The sequence below is a fragment of the Microcoleus sp. FACHB-68 genome, assembly GCF_014695715.1.
In the GTDB taxonomy this organism is placed as follows: Bacteria; Cyanobacteriota; Cyanobacteriia; order Cyanobacteriales; family Oscillatoriaceae; genus FACHB-68.
The window spans coordinates 1162090-1180295 of sequence record NZ_JACJOT010000008.1 but is presented as its reverse complement, the minus strand read 5'-3'; the positions used below and the strand labels follow the sequence as shown (position 1 = coordinate 1180295).

The window sequence follows — 18206 nt, the reverse complement described above, 5'->3', positions numbered from 1 at the left end:
GCATCGATGCCTTCAAATTTCAATCGTGCCGGTTCCAACTTCCTAAAAATTTAGCCATGCAATCCAGACAAATCACCACTCGCAAAGTTTCTCCCCGGAGTCTTTGGTTCGACCGGCTGATGGCTTTCCTAGCCTTAGCTAACTTAGGGTTGGTGCTGTTTGACTTGAGCTATGTACCCGCACGTGATTTATATCTGCGGGGATTTTGGACATTGGGCCGAGTGTACGAACCGCTGAAAGATGTTAACTTTTACAAACTCTATGACCCCTATAAAGGCATTGAACCCCATAGAGACACCCAACAGTATTTAGAAATAGTCGATCAACTGAAAGAACAAGTCGCCAGCAATGGATTAGATTCCGCCCAAGCCGAAACCGTACTCCAGCGACTCCGCGAACTTAGCGGCGAAATGATTGATCAAAATCACTTTCAGATTGCCGAGAAAACCGGCACTTTAGAAACCATCAAAAACCGAATGCGCCGGCAGGTTTTTGGCAATAGAGATGCTTCTTCAAAAGACTCATTCCGAACCTTTTGGAGCCAGCAGTATTTAACTCAAAAAGGCTGGAACTCGCAAATTGCCTTTTTCGAGCGCCAAATCGAGCCATTAATCGCAACGAATTATTATCGAAACATCGGAGAAAATGGCAAATTTATTGACCGATTCTGGAAAATCGACCGATGGTTTATCGGGCTGTTTTTAATCGAATTTCTCGTCCGTACCTGGTGGCTTTCGCGCCGGCACACAGGGTTGCGCTGGATACCCGACGCCATGCTATTGCGTTGGTATGACATCTTTCTCTTACTCCCCTTCTGGCGGTGGCTGCGTGTGATCCCCGTCGTTATTCGCCTCAACAATGCCAAATTTCCCGATCTCGAACCTTTGCGAACCCAAATCAGCCGGGTTTTTGTCGCCAGTTTTGCCGAAGAACTCACTGAAGTCGTCGTGATCCAGGCAATCGACCAACTTCAGGGTGCCGTGGAACGAGGGGAGGTTGCCAGATCCCTGCTGCAATCAACCCAAAAACGCTACATCGACATCAATAACACCAACGAGATCGAAGTCATTGCCAAACGTTTGCTGCAAGTCACTCTCTGCAAAGCCTTACCCGAAGTTCAAACCGACGTAGAAGCCTTGTTGCGCCATAACCTGGATCACACCCTCAACCAACTGCCGGTTTACCAGCAACTTCAGCACTTTCCGGGACTAGGACACCTGCCGGCCCAGCTAACCGAGCAGTTAGTCTCACAAGTCTCAAAACTGCTAACAGAGATGCCTCAGAGCGCCTACACGGCCATTGCCAACGCCCCCCCCGATCCCATCGCCACCAAACTATCTGACCGGCTTGTAGAGCATTTTAGCGAAGCCCTACGCTCAGAATTACAGCAAGAACAGACCCTTGAAGAACTGCAAACCCTCGTTTCCGATCTGCTAGAAGAGATCAAGATCAACTACGTCAAACGAACACCCGAACCTGATCCCGCGCACATCTTGCAGCAAACCCAACAACTGCGCCGATTGGCTGGACGCTAGAAGCAATGGGTCGTCAGACCAACCCGCACAGCGAGATTTTTGTTGTAGAATGGGTGGAGGGTAGAGTAAAGTGCTTGCTAAAATCCCGCTTAGGGATTGACATTTAAACGCCTTTGTCCTTGCCCGATTTCACAGAAGAAACAGGGGAATTCAAACCCCTTGCGGGCAAACATTAAGACTTCTGTCTTGGCAAGAGTGACAGAAGAGTGTCATGTACACGGGAAGTGGGGGAGTACCCACTTTTTTTATTGAAACGAACAATGACTCATCCCCTGATCCCACAAATCATCGAATTGGCGACACCTGTTGCAGAAGCGCTCGAATTAGAAGTCGTCAGTGCGGTTTTTCATACCAACCAAAGTCCGCCGGTGTTGAGAGTCGATATCCGCAACCGGCAGGAAGATACCGGGTTAGATGACTGCGAACGCATGAGTCGGGCACTGGAAGCCGCCTTAGATGCCTCAGATATTATTCCCGACGCTTATGTGCTGGAAATTTCTAGTCCCGGTATATCGCGGCATCTGGCAACAGACCGAGAATTTATCTCTTTTAAAGGCTTTCCGGTCACGGTGAGCGCTTCTGAACCCTACCACGGTCATGTAGAGTGGTCGGGCCAATTGATTCGGCGGGATGAGACAGCCGTTTATCTCAATCAAAAAGGTCGTGTCATTTCCATTCCTCGGCAGTTGGTCGCCAAAGTCGAGCTGGACGAACGGCAGTGAGGCCCTTCCAAATACTCATCTGCTTTGTCCCATCAGTAATTCGTTACTTTTATTCGCCAACTCACGATTTATCCATTCAACAGCGAGGTTTTTCTGTTTATGTCAATCGTCAAACTCCCTGGTCTCAAAGACATGATCGACGGCATCAGTCTAGAGCGGAATTTACCCAAACACGCCGTTCAAGCAGCCCTGAGAGAAGCATTACTCAAAGGCTACGAGCGCTTCCGACGCACCCAGCGGTTCGATCAACCCAACTTTGATGAAAACTACTTCGACAACTTTGAAGTAGACCTAGACGTGGAAGAAGAAGGCTTTCGCGTGCTTTCCACCAAGACCATTGTCGAGGAAGTCGGCAATTTGGATCATGAAATTTCCCTGGAAGAAGTCCAAGCCGTTGCCGCAGAAGCCCAACTTGGCGACACCGTCGTTCTGGATGTCACCCCAGAACAAGGTGATTTTGGTCGGATGGCGGCGATTCAGACCAAACAAGTGCTGGCGCAAAAGCTACGGGATCAGCAGCGCAAGTTAGTTCAAGAAGAATTCCAGGATTTAGAAGGAACCGTCTTGCAAGCCAGAGTGCTGCGGTTTGAGCGGCAGTCTGTGATTATGGCCGTCAGCAGTGGATTTGGCCAGCCAGAAGTCGAAGCAGAACTTCCCAAGCGGGAACAGTTGCCCAATGACAACTATCGCGCCAACGCCACATTTAAGGTTTTCTTAAAAAAAGTAACCGACGCCCCTCAACGCGGACCCCAACTCATCGTTTCTAGAGCAGATGCCGGCTTAGTGGTCTATCTGTTTGCCAACGAAGTGCCCGAAATTGAGGATGAAGTCGTCCGAATTGTAGCAGTGGCCAGAGAAGCCAACCCACCCTCACGTCATGTTGGCCCTCGAACCAAAATAGCCGTCGATACCCTAGAACGAGACGTTGATCCCGTTGGCGCTTGTATTGGAGCGCGGGGATCACGCATTCAGGTCGTGGTGAATGAATTAAGAGGTGAAAAAATAGATGTGATTCGCTGGTCCCCAGATCCAGCAACCTATATCGCCAACGCCCTCAGTCCAGCGCGAGTGGATGAAGTGCGTCTGGTGGCCACCGAAGGCCGGCAGTCCCACGTCCTTGTGGCCGAGGATCAACTCAGTTTAGCCATCGGGAAAGAAGGGCAGAACGTCCGCCTAGCAGCTCGCCTGACCGGCTGGAAAATTGATATCAAAGATACCGCTAAGTATGACTACGAAGCGGAAAATCGGAAGTTTGCCCAGCAGGCAGCCGAAGCCGAGGAGGCGGCGTTGGAAGATGAATATGAGGATGAATATGAAGATGAGTACGAAGATGAAGCAGCCAGCACCGAAGCCTCACCAAGCTTTGCGGAGGAAACAACCGGCGCTTCGACCTAAGGCTTCAATCTCATAAGGGGCGGCGTTTTTGGAGGGCGCTGTCTGGGGAGGGAGCCGGCACAAGGCAATTTTTTCTGAGTAAAAATTTTACCTGGAGGGTTCAGACAGTTTTAAATTGTTTTTGTGCAGAACCCAAGAGTGGAAAATTTACAGGTAGAATTCTTTGACAGGGATGATTTTTTTTTCACCCTTATGCCTTAGGGTGTAAATGGAAACGAACTACCGTCGTTGTATCAGTTGCCGCCGAGTGGCTCATAAAAATGATTTGTGGCGGATTGTCAGAGTCTTTCCGTCCCATCAGTTACAATTAGACCTAGGCATGGGGCGTTCGGCCTACCTTTGCTCTAATGAGAGCTGCTTAAGTGCAGCGCAAAAGAAAAATCGACTGGGACGCGCCCTCAAAGCATCCGTCCCGATCGAAATTTACCAAATCTTGTGGCAACGTTTATCCGCGATGCAGGCGGATGCTTCAAAGCAACTGGCTGCAAAGCTCCCTAACCAGAATCAAATAGCCTCAGAACCCAAACCCCAAACAAGACCGCCCACAGTTCTTTAAAGATTTGTGCAAGATTAGATTAGAAAGGAAGTTTGTTCGCAGCAAAGAGGCCAACATGGTCTACCAAGCTGAGAACGCTAGCCACGGTCAGGCTACAGGGCGCTTCTTATCCCTTGTCAACCAGCGCAATTTGCGTTGTGTGCGAGAAAGGTTAGGCGTCGTCACAGATGACAAATCAATGTAGTGCCTTTTAAAAACAGTGGGTCACCCTGTGACAATAGGTTGGATTCTAGAGGGAGAAGTGGATGAACAACGGCAGAGTCAGAATTTACGAGCTATCACGGGAATTGAATTTGGATAACAAAGACATCTTGGCAGTGTGCGAACAGCTCAATATAGCAGTAAAAAGCCACAGCAGCACGATTACAGAATCGGAAGCGGAGCGCATTCGTGCTCAAGCTGATAAACATACGGCCAACCAATCTACTCAACTTAAGTCAGCACCGGCTAGACAAAAACCTGCGACGCCACCTACAGAAGCAGGCGATCGCCACAACAACGATCGGAAAAAACAGCAAATTTTGGAGGTTCGCCCTACCCCCCGCGCTACCCCCAAACAACAGGTAGGCGGCAGCGGAACTGTGCAACAGCAGGTTTTAGTTCCCCCTCAATCGCCACCAGCCCAGTATCGGGCACAGCAACCAGGAAAGCCGAAGATGCTGAATCGGCCAGTTCGCGCCAACAATCAGAGTGAAGAAGAATTTGTAGCAGCAGACTCTGTTACAGATACAGATTTGGTTACGGAACCTCTAGAGATAGAGTCAGATACAGATAACGCAGTGGCACAATTGCCGCCGCCTGTGGCTGAAGAAAACCCTCAACCGATTAATAAACCCCAACCGCCGGCAACGCCGACACCAGCCAGCCCACCCGTGCCATCAGCCAGATTGTCGTCTCCGCCAGTGAGACCGGCTGCCCCTCAAGCCCCCGGTTCTCCAGGGGGAAGAGAAGCTCGGCCTGTGATCAAACGAGTCAGGGGTGAGGAGCCAGCAGCACCCTCTCAGGCTCCTCCTCAAGCGAAACCTGAGGCTCCGCAAGCGCCATCAGCGCCGCGCATTGCAGCGGTTGGAGAATCGGCAGGAATAGAGTTAAAGCCAAAAACAGCGAAGCGGATTCCAGAACTACAGCGACCCCAGCGGGTACGTCCGGCTGAACCGGCAGCCCCAACGGCTCCAGGAGAACGTGAAGTCGCGGCTGAGTCATCAGAAGATGACACGGACGCTATCCAATTGCTGCGCCCGACCCCGCCTCGGCCTCCAAAACGCCCCAAAAACCGCCAGGACGAGGAAGAGGAAATCCAAGAGTTTCCAGAGAAAGCTGGCAAAGCCGGCGTAAAGGCGAAACGGCGTACCAAACCCATCGAAGATGAAGATGAGGATTTGGAAGAATTGGATGAACTGCCCGAAACCGTTCAGGTCAGTCTCTCCATCGCCCGACCGGCCAAGCAAAAAGCTCGTCCCGCCCAAGCCAAACCGGCAGCAGCGCCGGCACTGGCGGCAAATAAAACGAAGAAATCTGCGGCCAGTCGGGGTGGTGAGCAAGGCAGTGGCAGTAAGTCTAGCCGCCGCAACAGCCGCGAACAGCAGACGAAAAAACGGCCAGAGCAAGTGACACTGACCGGCAGCATGACGGTTCGGGATCTGGCAAACATTCTAGGTGCAGCAGAAACCGACATCGTGAGGGCCTTGTTCTTTAAAGGAATGGCGGTCAACATCACGCAAACCTTGGATCTGGAAACGGCCACGTTGGTCGCCCAAGAGCTAGGTGTTGAGGTAGAAACTGCTGAGGAAGAATCGGAAGCTCGCAAGAGTACCGAAATGCTCGATGCGGAAGATATGGAATACCTGGTTCCGCGTCCGCCGGTGGTCACGATTATGGGCCACGTAGACCACGGCAAAACGACTTTGCTCGACACGATCCGCAAAACAAAAGTGGCATCCGGCGAAGCTGGGGGGATTACCCAGCACATCGGTGCTTACCATGTGGATGTGGAACATGAAGGCGAGATGCAGCAAGTCGTCTTTCTGGACACACCGGGCCACGAAGCATTCACCGCAATGCGGGCACGGGGCGCACGGGTCACTGACATCGCAATTTTGGTGGTGGCAGCAGATGACGGCGTCCGGCCTCAAACGATTGAAGCAATCAGCCACGCGAAAGCCGCTGAAGTGCCGATTATCGTGGCCATTAACAAAATAGACAAAGAAGGCGCTCAGCCGGAGCGCGTGAAGCAGGAACTGACTGAATACGGTCTGGTATCAGAAGAATGGGGCGGCGACACCATTATGGTGGCAGTGAGCGCCATTAAAGGGGAAAACCTCGATACCCTGTTAGAGATGATCCTGTTAGTTGCAGAAATCCAAGAGCTGCAAGCCAACCCCGACCGCTCCGCTAAAGGTACGGTCATTGAAGCGCACCTCGATAAGGCAAGAGGGCCGGTTGCGACCTTGCTGTTGCAAAATGGTACTTTGCGAGTGGGTGATATCCTCGTAGCCGGCTCAGCAATGGGCAAGGTGCGGGCGATGATTGATGACCGAGGCGCACGCGTGGATGCGGCAACTCCGTCTTTTGCCGTTGAAGTGTTGGGTCTGGGAGATGTCCCAGCAGCCGGTGACGAGTTCGAGGTTTACACCAACGAACGCGAAGCTCGCGCCGTTGTAGACCTGCGCTCCGAAGAGAACCGCCAATCTCGTCTACAGCAGGCGATGGCTTCTCGCCGCGTTACCCTCAGCAGCCTCTCAGCCCGCGCTCAAGAAGGCCAGCTCAAGGAACTCAACCTCATCCTCAAAGCCGATGTTCAAGGCTCTGTGGAAGCTATTTTGGGATCGCTTAAACAGTTGCCTCAAAATGAAGTGCAAGTCCGAGTGCTGTTCTCAGCCCCCGGCGAAGTCACGGAAACAGATGTCGATCTCGCAGCCGCTTCTGATGCGGTGATTGTTGGATTTAACACGACCCTGGCAAGCGGTGCGCGACAAGCAGCAGATGCAGCCGGTGTAGATGTGCGCGAATACAACATCATCTACAAACTGCTTGATGATATCCAAGGGGCAATGGAAGGTCTGCTCGATCCAGAATTGGTTGAAGAACCTTTGGGTCAAGCGGAAGTCCGGGCTGTCTTCCCAGCGACCAAGGGCACTGTCGCCGGCTGCATGGTTCAGTCTGGCAAGTTTATCCGCAACTGTAAGGTGCGCGTGCGTCGGGGCAATAATGTGATCCACGAGGGAACCCTCGACTCGCTCCGACGGATGAGAGAGGATGTCAAGGAAGTCAACGCCGGCTTTGAATGCGGTATAGGACTCGATAATTTCCATGCCTGGGCTGAAAGTGACATCATCGAAGCCTTCCGGATGGTTAGCAAGCGGCGGACTCTATCAGCTACTTAGGTTGGTGCTTAGCTGTTAGGAATCAGGGAGAGCGTCCCTGTCTGGGTCAAAGTGCGATTAATAACGGACATCTGACCGCCAGCCCCTAACAGCTAAGCTCTGACAACGGACAACTGAAAACTGACGATTGACAAATGCGCTCCTTTAGATCCGATCCTTTTCTGTGGATTCATTTGGCCGGCTTGGCCGCTTTTCCAATTTTATTGGGCCTGTGCCTGGTGGGATTGGCAATGGGCGCTCCGCTATTGCCGGTTTGGTTAGAATTATTTTTAGTTGGCGCTGCCGGCATTGTGCCGGTGTTAGGGATGCAACTTTTTCGTCCCTTCTACATCTTTAGCACGTTGGTCGTGGCCATGAAGCCGGAGCTTCTGACCCCAGAACGGCAGCGTATCCTCAGCCTTTTTAAAACACCGGCACATCAAATGCTCTCGATTTTGGTGGCCATTTTCCTAGCACTGGCTTTGTGGCCAATCTACTGGTGGTCACCGATTGCAGCTTCAGTGGCTCCTTCAGACTGGCGACCGGCAGGATTGGTTTTAGCAGCACTGGCCTTTTTGGGCTGTAATTTATTCTTGCAAGTGCCGGTGAGCGTCGCACGGGTGATGTTAGGCGGTGACGCAAAATTTGCCGGCACCTCACCCTATCCCCTAGAAAAGATCCGCCAGGATTTTACATCGTTGGGTTTGCAGGTGAATCAAATATTGCCGGCCCTCGAAGCTGAATCGGAAATGGTAACCGCAACCTCTGCCGTTGCCACCCCACAGCCGGTTTCACCCCTAGCAACCGATGAGCCGGCTTCCAGCTCAAATCCCACCGAATCTGCTTAAGCTGCAGGCACATCGGTAGGGTAAATTATATATTTACCGGCATTTCTTGACTTTTTCCGGCTTTAAGACCGGAAAAACTTGACAAACCTGGATAAAAATATCAAATTGACAGTAGAGGCTCCATCTGCACTCTGAAGGTGCCGGTGGTCATGTCAAGGGTGCCATTGGCTATCCTTCAGTCTGCGGTTCCTCGTCAATCAGTGAGATATTTATGGCTCAATCTCCTTTTAACCTACGGGAAGTTAAAGCTACATCATCGGGCCATGAGGCCGATGCCAAAATCTGGAATAGCCTCAAACAAGCAATTGCGGCCAGCTCTGGATTTAAACGCTGGCAAACAGAGCTTCTTCTGGACAAACAATACCGAGATGCAGGATTGGATCACCAAGTCCGTTGCTATCTGCGCGAAACCCTAGAAACTTTAGCTTACTAACATCTTTCCCGCTGCCGGCAAATTCCCCGGCAGCGGAAGTAAAACCCAACGCCTCTTAAATGTTGCAGAAAAAATCTGCCGGCAATGAAGGGGTGTTTTATAGTCAGAAAATTTTAAGCCTTAAAAGTACAACGCGCCAGAACCCCTATATTGTGGAGTTTGACGCGTTGCGAGTATTCTTTGTATTGAAGCTTAGGGTCTTTATATCGGCTGACCCCAATCAATCTTTCATGTTTTTATTGTGGCACCTTTATCAAAATACCCTGACTTTCCTTATATTTTCTTTATTTTTGTGTTTGACTGTCAGGATTTAAGAAGTTTTGTTGCGCGACACCGGCAGCCTTACCGCTCTTTACCCGACGCCTTATCCAGACGAAATAGCCAAATCATCAGAGCAATGACCCCAACTTGTAGGGCAAAATTGGGCAAAGCTGAGCTAACTTCTCTGCCGGCAATGAGCTGAGCCAAGAAGACAAAGGCACCCAAGAAACCAGAGGCTCCGCAGACGACATAAACAAACTTCCGCAGTCCCCGGTAAGGGGCGGCAGCTTCCCCTTTGAGGCGAGCGTAGGTTTCAGGGCTAAGCTTCGGGGAGGCTTTCTGACTCCCGGCAGGCTTTTTTGAACTAGGATCGGCCATAATGTTGAAATTTGGCAATGGGTATGGCCCTTTCATTTTAGGCCAGAGATGGGATGTTTTTTAACCACAGATAAACACAGACTAGAAATGCAGGAACTTTCGCATTGCCAAAATCCCTGCATTTCTGAGCGGTTAATTCAAATTGCCGGCATCATTTTAGGCGGCAGGAACCACTTGTTTCCGCAGCGATTCAGCGCGTTTTTTAGCCGTTGGATTAGCCGGCTCATACTTCAGCGCTTCCTCGTAAGTTTCCAACGCCTGAGCCGCTAACTTCTTACGTTCATAAGCAAAGCCCAGATTGTTAATCGCCGTCACATAAGCGGGATTGAACTTCAAAGCCTCCTTGTATTGGCGAATAGCTAAGTCATACTGCTCTTGGGCAGCACAAGCATAGCCATAAGCATTGTAGACAAGAGCCTGATTTTCCTCTCCCTCCAAGTCTTTAGCTTTTAAGGCTTTTTGGAACTGCACCGCTGCCTGGGCAAACAGTTTCTTATCCAAATAAATACTGCCAAGTTCGTAATGTTCTTGGGCAGTGCCCTTGCCCTTGTCTTTGCTTAGCTTGTTTTGCAACCGTGCCAGGTTACTTTCTACTTTGCGAGTTCTAAGGATCTGGCGAAAAACGAACCAACCGGCAGCAGAGAGCAAAACTAGCAACAGGGACACGTAAACAATGGGAAGATTGCTATCCATAACCACAGAAACACTGAGACTCTCATCTCTTTCACTTTACCCCACTAGATAGACGGACTTCTTCAGTTCTTTGAAGAGAAGCCAGCAACCATAGCCGAGGAATAGGAGTTTCACGCGCTTTAACCGCACCCTAAGTCTGCCAGCTTATGCAGCGCTTGAGAAAGAAACTGAAGCAACTGGGGCTGGGCTGAGTGTAAAAAGAAGTGATCCCCCGGAAACATCTGTAGGGAAAACGCAGCGCTCGTCTGTTCGCGCCAAGCTTCTAGCTGATCACAACTGGCTTCCGGATCTTGGAACCCGCCAAAAGCCGTGATTGGACAATCAAGGGGAGGTTCGCTTGCGTAAACATAGGTTTCAATGGCGGCAAAATCTGCCCGCAGAATCGGGAGAAGCAACTGCATCAGTTCTGCATTTTCCAGCACGGCTTGAGGTGTGCCATTATAGCGGCGCAGTTCCTCCAGGAAGGCCGATTCAGGAAGTGCGTGGATGGGGGGATTTAAATCCGGTATCTGAGGGGCTTGCCGGCCCGATACAAAGAGGTGAAGGGGCAGCAAATTGGATTTTTTGCGAAGCCGGCGAACGATTTCAAAGCTCAGCAGTGCCCCCATACTATGACCAAAAAAGGCAAATGGCTTGTCTAGGTGGGGCAAAAGAACGGATGCGAGGGTTTCAACAAGTGGCTCAAGTTGAGTGCAGGGAGTTTCCATGATTCGAGTTCCCCGCCCTGGCAGTTCTATGGGACAAACTTCGATACTTGCCGGCAGACTCTGCGCCCATGTGCGAAAAATTTGAGATCCCGCGCCGGCATAGGGAAAGCAAAAGAGGCGCAAGCTAGCTTGGGGATTGGGTTTAGGGCACATCACCCAAGCGTTAAAAGCTGATTTGCTTGTTTTTAACATTTGAATATTTTTTTTGGGGCAGGCGGGAATGCCGGCTGTCTCATTTTTGAAAATTTGTAGTGCGGGCATCTTGCCCGCTTGCTGTAGTCTTAGGGAGCAAGATGCTCCCACTCCAATATTTTTGCAAATTTGAGATGCACCCGTGATTAAGCTTGTGTTTGGCCGGCTGAGTCTGCCATTTGCTTTTGGAGGCTGAGGGGTCTCATATCCGTCCACACTTCTTTAATGTAGGCTAAACATTCTGTTTTAGAGCCGGTTTTTCCGGCATCTTGCCAGCCGAGAGCGTTTTCTCGGTCACTCGGCCATATTGAATATTGACCTTCGTCATTCACAACAACTTTGTAGATCGTGCTGTCTTCTGTATTGTCTTTATTCATGGAACCATTTCTCCCAATATCGAGTTTTTTGACCAGGCTCGTTATTTCTGACAGACAAAGTATATCTTGCCAGAAATAGGCATAGCAAAATCACCTTCTGCATCGTAAATGCTAATTTTCTTGAAACCCACGCTTTCTAGAGCCGGTTGAATTTCTTCGGGAAAGTAACATTTCATTAAAGTCGTGTTATCGATTCGCTGCCACGCTTCGTCTATCAATTGGAATATTGTAGTTTTGACGCAGCCTATTTTTTCTTCGGCTTGATAGCTGCGCTGCATCGCCCACGCATAATTGTCTTGAACATCTCCACCCGCCAAGCCTTGCCAGCTTGAGGATTGAAACCGTTCTTCTAAACTCAAATCGAACAGGAACCAGCCATTATCTAACAGCGCGTTATAAACATTCTGGAAAACCGAAGTTAATTCCTCAATGTTCATGACATATTGCAAAGCGTAGGTTGTGGAAATGACCCCATGAAAGGTTGCCGGAAATTTGAAGAATCGGGCATCATCTAAGATAAATTGACCTGCCGGTGCATTTTCACGAGCGTAGTGCAGCATCTTCTCGGAGCCATCAATTCCAGTGACTTTGTAGCCTTTCAGGAGCAATTTTTGCGCTAACTGGCCGCTGCCACAACACAGGTCAAGAATATGCGCTTCTTTGGGGAGATGCTTTAGCAATAATTGTTCGACAGGTTGCAGCGCAACCTCCGCTAGCTCCTCGCCCCAAACTTGGTTATATATCTGAGCTAAAGGATCGTAGTCGGAATAAACAATGCCTGAAGACATATTTTTCGCTTTTCTAGGGAAGAATCAATGAAGTTTTGCCAGCCTTTAAAGAAACGGGCTTATTTTGTCTTTAAACCACCTGAAACTGCCGGCACTTTTTGCGAGTTGGAGGAGGAAACAGGCCAAAACCCTCCTTTTCGCATTTCTTGGACGCTTTCTTTCACGGCTTGAATGATCAATTCAATATCTTGATCTGTATGAGCAGTGGAAAGAAAACAACTGCGACCTTCAGAAATGAATATTCCTTTTTCGATTAAATGAAAGAGAAAAGGATCAATATGATGAACTGAGGAGGCGACAGCTCGGAAAACTGAGCCACAATTGACTAACCAAATTGGGGCTTCGTTTTCTGTTAAGTAAGCGTTCAAAGTTTGGATTAAGTGAGAGGTGCGCTGGTTTAAGTTTTCTTGAAGATCGGCTCCTTGAGTTTTAAGCTGTTGCAATACAGCGCGTGCCGCTGCCATCGCCAGGGGGTGTTTGCAAAAAGTGCCGGCGAAAAATGTCATTTCGACTTGAGGGTAGGAAGCATCTCCATATTTCCACATCCCGCCGTCAATTCTATCCATATAAGCCGCTTTGCCGGCGATAATACCAATCGGCATTCCACCCCCGACAATTTTTCCATAGGTGGCAATATCAGCTTCTATCCCAAACCAAGCTTGCGCCCCTCCTAAATGAATTCTGAAACCCGAAACCATTTCATCAAAGATTAATACAATTTCTGTTTCTTTGGTTAATTGCCTGAGTTCTTGGAGAAATTCTTTCGGTTGAAAGTCGAGCCGGCGAGTCTGTACAGGTTCAACTAAAACAGCCGCCAATTCATGAGAATGCGCTTTGATAATTTCGAGGGATTGAGGATTTCCGTAATTTAAAACCAAAACATCTTCAACCATGCTTAAAGGAATTCCAGGCGCTTGTGGCAGCGAACTTAAATGCTCATCTCCTTTTTTTGCCTTTGCCAGAACTCCATCAAAATGACCGTGATAAGAATTTGAGAATACAACTATTTTATTGCGTCCTGTGGCGGCGCGGGCGACTCGAATGGCTGCCATAACGGCTTCGGTGCCGGTGTTAGAAAAGGTGACGCGCTCCATGCCGGTTATCTCAGAAATTAACTCAGCAACTTCGCCGGCAAGTTCTGCTTGAGGGCCAATTTGAATGCCTTTATCCAGTTGCTCAATCAGTGCTTCTTTAATAAAAGATGGGTTGTGTCCGAATAGATTAACTCCCAATCCCATTGTTAAATCAATGTATTCATTCCCGTCCACATCCCAAATTTTGGAACCGAGAGATCGCTTAGCTACAATTGGATAAAACATTTCTTTAACGGGAAAACGAAACCCATCGGAAGCCCGATTATCTGCCATAATCGGGCGAGAGTTTTCCATCATTTGCTTTGATTTCTTGGTGCGCTTTGTGTAGCGCTCAATCAGCGCTTCTAAATGTTTTTCTCGTAATTGTTCAGTCATTTTTGATTCTCCTAAGTTTAACTTAAAATTCTTGACATTTAAGCGAATTTATGGGTAGTAAGTTCATCATTTTGCTTAGGCGCATTTACAATGCCACGAGCGATGAGATATGAGAAGTAGGTGCGGAACAAGTTAATATCTACTGTTGGGCAAATGATGTCTGTGCCGGCAAGACCATTTAAGGTATTTTGGCAATCAAACTGTAGCACCCCTGATTTAGATTTTGGCGTTTCAGAATCTCCTTCAGAAAAAAGACCGACCAGCGGATATAAAGCATTTTCCTGAGACTCTCCAGCCCTATTCCGTATTTCTGCTTTCCAATGATCATAAGAAACCCGCTCAAGTGGATAACCCAGCGAACCCATCCAATCGACTAATTCATTGAGAAGAAATGGCTGAGGGTTGGCTAAATGAAAGGTATTTCCTAGCAATTCTTTTTGCTGAGAAAGATGAACAATTGCTCGGCTTACATAGTCAATTGGCGCTATATTCATCCTTCGGTCATGAACCGGCGCACATCCGAGTTGAATGCAGCCGGTGATCGCTCTGTAGAGAAAATCGCTAGGATTACAAACACCTGTTTGGCTGTGCCCAGAAATACGTCCGGGTCTGTATATAGAAACAGGAATCCCCCGTTCGCGGGCAATTTCTATCAACTTTTCAGCCACCCACTTACTCTGAGCATAGCCACCAGTGAGGGCTTCGCCCGGAGTCAAATTGTCTTGTTCTCGCACAATTTGAACGCCTGACTCAATCACTGGTGAAAAAACAGAAGTAGTAGAAATAAAATGGACGGGCTTGAGTTTAAAAGCACTTGCCAATCGCAGAATTTCTTGAGTTCCTAAAACATTAGCGTTTTTGAGTGCGTAATAGGGGTAAGTGAAGTTAACAAATGCACCATTGTGGTAAATGACATCAAGTTTACTGGCGAGCGTTTGAAATTGCTCATTTGAAAGACCTAAAAGGGGTTCAGACAAGTTTCCGATAACTGGGATAATTCGAGAACTGAGGCGTTCCTCCCATAGTGAGTAACATTCAAGGCTGTTTTTTAACCGTTGCTTGGCTGATTCAATATCAGAGGAACGTACCAGGCAATAAATATCTGCCTGTGTTTTTTGCAACAGTTCATTCAGTAAAAAAGCACCGAGGAAGCCGGTTGCTCCTGTTAAGAAGATAGAGGTAGGCTTGGCAGAATAAATAAGTTGAGTGGCGGGACGAATTGTAGAATCCAAGACGGCTTCAGCACTCAGAGCAAACTTGGAGGGATGAAGTGTAAAAGAATTTGCATTTTGCTTATCAATGCTATTGGCTAAACCGGCAATCGTAGGAAAGTCGAACAAACTGCGTAAAGGCAGATTCACATCAAAACTTTCTCGTACCTTTGCTAATAATTGAGTAATGAGTAAGGAGTGTCCTCCCAAGTCAAAGAAATTATCATGAATTCCCACTTTTTCAAGATTAAGCAGTTTTGCCCAAATGCCGGTTAATACCTCCTCAACGGGGGTGCGAGGTGGGACAAATGTATCGGCTAAATCGGTATTGAGGGTTTCTGGTGCCGGCAGTGCTTGACGATCTATTTTGCCATTTGGCGTCAGTGGCAGTGCCTTGAGTACGACAAATGATGATGGCATCATGTAATCCGGCAGCTTTTCTTTCAAAAAAGCACGCCATTCACTAGATTTGGGACTTTGAATTTTAGGGTTGACATTGATGTAGGCGACAAGGCTTTTTTCCCCAGGCTTATCTTCTCGCACGACAACAACTGTTTCACGCACTGCCGGATGTTGAGACAGCACTGTTTCAATTTCGCCTAATTCAATGCGGAAACCGCGAATTTTTACCTGATGATCAATGCGTCCTAAAAACTCAATATTTCCATCGGGTAAATAACGGCCTAAATCGCCGGTTTTGTACAGTCGGGTTTCCCGATTAAATGGGTTAACAATAAATTTCTCTGCCGTGAGTTTGAGCTGGTTTAAATAGCCTCGTGCTAACCCCGCACCACCGATATAAATTTCACCAGGCACCCCAATCGGCACCGGCTGCAACTGTGAATCCAGTAAATAAATCTGTGTATTTTGCAGAGGACAACCTAGGGGAACTGTTTCCGAAATGTGAGCGAATTCTCCTGAATCTACCTGATAAGTCAAAACGCCTACGGTTGCTTCTGTTGGCCCATAATGGTTTAAGATAAAACAGTTTGGGGCGTATTTTTTGATCGTCTCAATCAAGTTCCAACTTAAAGTTTCACCGCCTAAGATTAATCGCTGACGAGGTAGGATATCTGCGGGAGAGGAAGCTGTTAGTAATGCTTGCAAATGAGAGGGGACAATTTTCAGACAATCAATGGGATATTGCCGGCAATAATCGGCAAGTGCTTCGGGATCGGTTGCGCGTTCTTGGGAGATGATATGGAGACAGCCACCGCCGCACAGGGAGGGAAAAACAACGGAATGCCCTAAGTCGGCGGCAAAGGTGGAAATGAGGGCAAAATTTGCACCGGCACTTAAGTTTAATTTATCTGTAATTCCCTGCAAGTAATTAGATAGTTGCCGGTGTTCAATCGCAACGCCTTTGGGGATGCCGGTGGAACCAGAGGTGTAAATTACATAGGCGAGGTTTGATGGGTTTGGGATAGTTAATTTGAGGGGTTTAATTGAATCTTCAGCTTGCTTTTCTATAACTTTCCATTCCGTATCTAGGCAAAGAACCTGTGCTGCGTGTTCGCCGAAGTTATTCACAAGATGCTGTTGCGTTAACAAAACCGGCACCTTAGCATCTTGCAACATCAAGGCTATGCGATCTGCCGGCATGGCTGGATCGAGCGGTAAATAAGCGCTGCCGGCTTTAAGAATGCCCAGCATTGCCACCACCATTTCTAGGGAACGTTCCACACAAATTGCCACTACTGTTTCAGGTTCTACGCCTAATTTCTGTAGGTAATTGGCAAGTTTGTTAGAGCGATCATTTAGTTCCCGGTAGGTTAGCTGCTGATTTTCAAATACAAGCGCAATCTGAGCAGGTGTGCGCTTTACTTGTTCTTCAAAAATTTTATGAATACATTGATCTTGTGAATAATTTACTTGCGTATTGTTAAATTCTACTAACAGTTGATTTCGCGTACGTTCGCTCAATATTCCTAACTGTCCGATCACACTTTCTGGGTTATTTGCGGCACTTTCTAGTAAAGTATGAAATTGGTCCGCTAAGCATCGAATTGCTATTTCGTCAATAAAAGCCGGATCGTAGTGAAACTGTGCTAAGAGAAAATTTTCCTGGCGCTGGCAAGAAAGTTTGACTTTGAACCGATCAAAGCAGACGTACTGGTGGACAATTGAAAAAGATATATCAGCAGCAGAATAAGTTGCCGGCTGTTCCTCAAACTCGAAACTAAAAGGTAAAATTGCGTTGCCAATGTCTTCTGCTAAGAAATATTCCTGCCACTTGTAAGCATCTCGTTCCCACTGCTGGATTTGCTGCAAAATTTCATTGAAGTGGAAGTTATCTTGCAGATGAGTCTGAAGGGGTAAGAATTTAGCAAATAATCCAAGTGCCGGTTCTAATTCTTCATATTTTCTGCCATCAAAGGCGGAGTTAACAATGATAGTTTCTCGCCCAGTTAATCGCCAAAGTAAGATTTTCCAGCAAGCGAGTAAAAATAGAGAAGTTGAAACATTATACTTTCTTGCGGCTTGTTCGATTTTAGCAACGAGAGAAAGCTCTATTTTATCTTCGCTAAAGTTGGGTTCAAAGCGAGTCGGCACCTCAACTCTTTTATTTTCAAAAGGCAACTTTAAATTAGCTAAAGTCGAAAAATCTTGCTGATTCCAAAATTCTTTGCCGGCTTCTGCATCTTCATCCTCAAGTAATTCATTCTGCCATTCTGAAAATTGAACATATTGCACAATTTCTTCATCAGACAGTTCCTCACCTTGAAGACAAGCCCGATAAGCTTGGCTAATTTCTTGAGCCAAATTAGTGAGTGTGCGGTTATCGGCACAAAGCGATGGCAAACTAACAATAAGAATATATCTATTTTCGGATAGATAAATTAAAGATAAACGCAATAATAGCGATTTGTCAAATTCAAGATTAACGCTAGTTTCTTCTTTTAGGATGCTTTGAAGTTTCGTTTGTATATCTTGAGGCTCGCTTTGAGTAAAATCAATAAATTTCCAGGAAGGTACAGTGACGCTTTCTATAACTTGAATGGGAACTTTTACCCCTGGCCGGCGATGAAAAGTTGTTCGTAAGATTTCATGTCGATTGATGACTGCTTGTAAAGCTTCTTTTAACGTTTTTTGGTTAAGATTACCTTCTATAAGAAGAGAGCATTGGGCACGATAAGCGGGGCTTTCTTGAAGCAAAGACCATAAATATTTTTGTTGAGGAGAAAGCCGAAATCCAGTAATTGTTTGCATTTTTCTTGAATGTTAAACTACTTCAAATTAATTTGATCAGGGCAAGGAGAAAACCGAAAGCGAAAAACT

15 protein-coding genes are annotated in these 18206 nt (G+C 47.7%); 8 read left to right on the top strand and 7 right to left on the bottom strand.

The annotated features are described in order from the left end of the window. Positions 1 to 56: 56 nt before the first annotated feature. From H6F73_RS13605 to H6F73_RS13575, 8 genes are all read left to right on the top strand, one after another. Complete coding sequence (locus H6F73_RS13605) at positions 57 to 1535, top strand: hypothetical protein (RefSeq protein ID WP_242072437.1); 1479 nt, start codon at positions 57 to 59, stop codon at positions 1533 to 1535. Between the two features lie 260 nt (positions 1536 to 1795). Beyond that, entirely contained in the window at positions 1796 to 2257 is a 462-nt protein-coding gene (gene rimP / locus H6F73_RS13600) for a ribosome maturation factor RimP (RefSeq protein WP_190759248.1), read from the top strand. Between the two features lie 99 nt (positions 2258 to 2356). Next, positions 2357 to 3652, top strand: coding sequence for a transcription termination factor NusA (gene nusA, locus H6F73_RS13595; protein WP_190759247.1), 1296 nt, complete (start codon positions 2357 to 2359; stop codon positions 3650 to 3652). A gap of 208 nt (positions 3653 to 3860) precedes the next feature. Further along, positions 3861 to 4208 carry a YlxR family protein gene (locus H6F73_RS13590; RefSeq protein WP_190759246.1) on the top strand — a complete coding sequence of 116 codons (348 nt, stop codon included), beginning with the start codon at positions 3861 to 3863 and terminating at the stop codon, positions 4206 to 4208. Between the two features lie 55 nt (positions 4209 to 4263). Then, on the top strand, positions 4264 to 4392 hold the full coding sequence (locus H6F73_RS27020; protein ID WP_277882607.1) for a hypothetical protein: 129 nt from the start codon (positions 4264 to 4266) through the stop codon (positions 4390 to 4392). 61 nt (positions 4393 to 4453) lie between these two features. Then, positions 4454 to 7591, top strand: a complete 3138-nt coding sequence (gene infB, locus H6F73_RS13585; RefSeq protein ID WP_190759245.1) for a translation initiation factor IF-2 — start codon at positions 4454 to 4456, stop codon at positions 7589 to 7591. Between the two features lie 134 nt (positions 7592 to 7725). Beyond that, positions 7726 to 8418 carry a low-complexity tail membrane protein gene (locus H6F73_RS13580; protein ID WP_190759244.1) on the top strand — a complete coding sequence of 231 codons (693 nt, stop codon included), beginning with the start codon at positions 7726 to 7728 and terminating at the stop codon, positions 8416 to 8418. A 211-nt stretch (positions 8419 to 8629) separates the two neighbouring features. After that, complete coding sequence (locus H6F73_RS13575) at positions 8630 to 8851, top strand: hypothetical protein (RefSeq protein WP_190759243.1); 222 nt, start codon at positions 8630 to 8632, stop codon at positions 8849 to 8851. Between the two features lie 342 nt (positions 8852 to 9193). Here H6F73_RS13575 and H6F73_RS13570 read toward each other — a convergent pair whose 3' ends face one another. The 7 genes from H6F73_RS13570 to H6F73_RS13540 form a co-directional block, all read right to left on the bottom strand. Further along, complete coding sequence (locus H6F73_RS13570; protein WP_190759242.1) at positions 9194 to 9490, bottom strand: DUF3493 domain-containing protein; 297 nt, start codon at positions 9488 to 9490, stop codon at positions 9194 to 9196. A gap of 156 nt (positions 9491 to 9646) precedes the next feature. Further along, the gene (locus H6F73_RS13565) at positions 9647 to 10183 is read right to left on the bottom strand and encodes a tetratricopeptide repeat protein (protein WP_190759241.1); all 537 of its coding nucleotides are present in this window, start codon (positions 10181 to 10183) and stop codon (positions 9647 to 9649) included. Positions 10184 to 10302: 119 nt separating this feature from the next. Then, positions 10303 to 11151, bottom strand: coding sequence for a thioesterase II family protein (locus tag H6F73_RS13560; protein WP_347239534.1), 849 nt, complete (start codon positions 11149 to 11151; stop codon positions 10303 to 10305). Positions 11152 to 11228: 77 nt separating this feature from the next. Then, on the bottom strand, positions 11229 to 11459 hold the full coding sequence (locus tag H6F73_RS13555) for an MbtH family protein (protein WP_147686907.1): 231 nt from the start codon (positions 11457 to 11459) through the stop codon (positions 11229 to 11231). A 41-nt stretch (positions 11460 to 11500) separates the two neighbouring features. Beyond that, positions 11501 to 12247 carry a class I SAM-dependent methyltransferase gene (locus H6F73_RS13550; protein WP_190759240.1) on the bottom strand — a complete coding sequence of 249 codons (747 nt, stop codon included), beginning with the start codon at positions 12245 to 12247 and terminating at the stop codon, positions 11501 to 11503. A 59-nt stretch (positions 12248 to 12306) separates the two neighbouring features. Further along, positions 12307 to 13716, bottom strand: coding sequence for an aspartate aminotransferase family protein (locus H6F73_RS13545; RefSeq protein WP_190759239.1), 1410 nt, complete (start codon positions 13714 to 13716; stop codon positions 12307 to 12309). Between the two features lie 38 nt (positions 13717 to 13754). Continuing rightward, positions 13755 to 18137: a non-ribosomal peptide synthetase gene (locus H6F73_RS13540; protein ID WP_190759238.1), complete on the bottom strand. Its 4383-nt coding sequence runs from the start codon at positions 18135 to 18137 to the stop codon at positions 13755 to 13757. Between the last annotated feature and the right edge of the window lie 69 nt (positions 18138 to 18206).

What these genes read in the sequence shown, in the direction of transcription:
- H6F73_RS13605 (WP_242072437.1), top strand. Translation starts at nt 57, where the DNA reads ATGCAATCCAGACAAATCACCACTCGCAAAGTTTCTCCCCGGAGTCTT.
- rimP (WP_190759248.1), top strand. Translation starts at nt 1,796, where the DNA reads ATGACTCATCCCCTGATCCCACAAATCATCGAATTGGCGACACCTGTT.
- nusA (WP_190759247.1), top strand. Translation starts at nt 2,357, where the DNA reads ATGTCAATCGTCAAACTCCCTGGTCTCAAAGACATGATCGACGGCATC.
- H6F73_RS13590 (WP_190759246.1), top strand. Translation starts at nt 3,861, where the DNA reads ATGGAAACGAACTACCGTCGTTGTATCAGTTGCCGCCGAGTGGCTCAT.
- H6F73_RS27020 (WP_277882607.1), top strand. Translation starts at nt 4,264, where the DNA reads ATGGTCTACCAAGCTGAGAACGCTAGCCACGGTCAGGCTACAGGGCGC.
- infB (WP_190759245.1), top strand. Translation starts at nt 4,454, where the DNA reads ATGAACAACGGCAGAGTCAGAATTTACGAGCTATCACGGGAATTGAAT.
- H6F73_RS13580 (WP_190759244.1), top strand. Translation starts at nt 7,726, where the DNA reads ATGCGCTCCTTTAGATCCGATCCTTTTCTGTGGATTCATTTGGCCGGC.
- H6F73_RS13575 (WP_190759243.1), top strand. Translation starts at nt 8,630, where the DNA reads ATGGCTCAATCTCCTTTTAACCTACGGGAAGTTAAAGCTACATCATCG.
- H6F73_RS13570 (WP_190759242.1), bottom strand. Translation starts at nt 9,490, where the DNA reads ATGGCCGATCCTAGTTCAAAAAAGCCTGCCGGGAGTCAGAAAGCCTCC.
- H6F73_RS13565 (WP_190759241.1), bottom strand. Translation starts at nt 10,183, where the DNA reads ATGGATAGCAATCTTCCCATTGTTTACGTGTCCCTGTTGCTAGTTTTG.
- H6F73_RS13560 (WP_347239534.1), bottom strand. Translation starts at nt 11,151, where the DNA reads ATGCCCGCACTACAAATTTTCAAAAATGAGACAGCCGGCATTCCCGCC.
- H6F73_RS13555 (WP_147686907.1), bottom strand. Translation starts at nt 11,459, where the DNA reads ATGAATAAAGACAATACAGAAGACAGCACGATCTACAAAGTTGTTGTG.
- H6F73_RS13550 (WP_190759240.1), bottom strand. Translation starts at nt 12,247, where the DNA reads ATGTCTTCAGGCATTGTTTATTCCGACTACGATCCTTTAGCTCAGATA.
- H6F73_RS13545 (WP_190759239.1), bottom strand. Translation starts at nt 13,716, where the DNA reads ATGACTGAACAATTACGAGAAAAACATTTAGAAGCGCTGATTGAGCGC.
- H6F73_RS13540 (WP_190759238.1), bottom strand. Translation starts at nt 18,137, where the DNA reads ATGCAAACAATTACTGGATTTCGGCTTTCTCCTCAACAAAAATATTTA.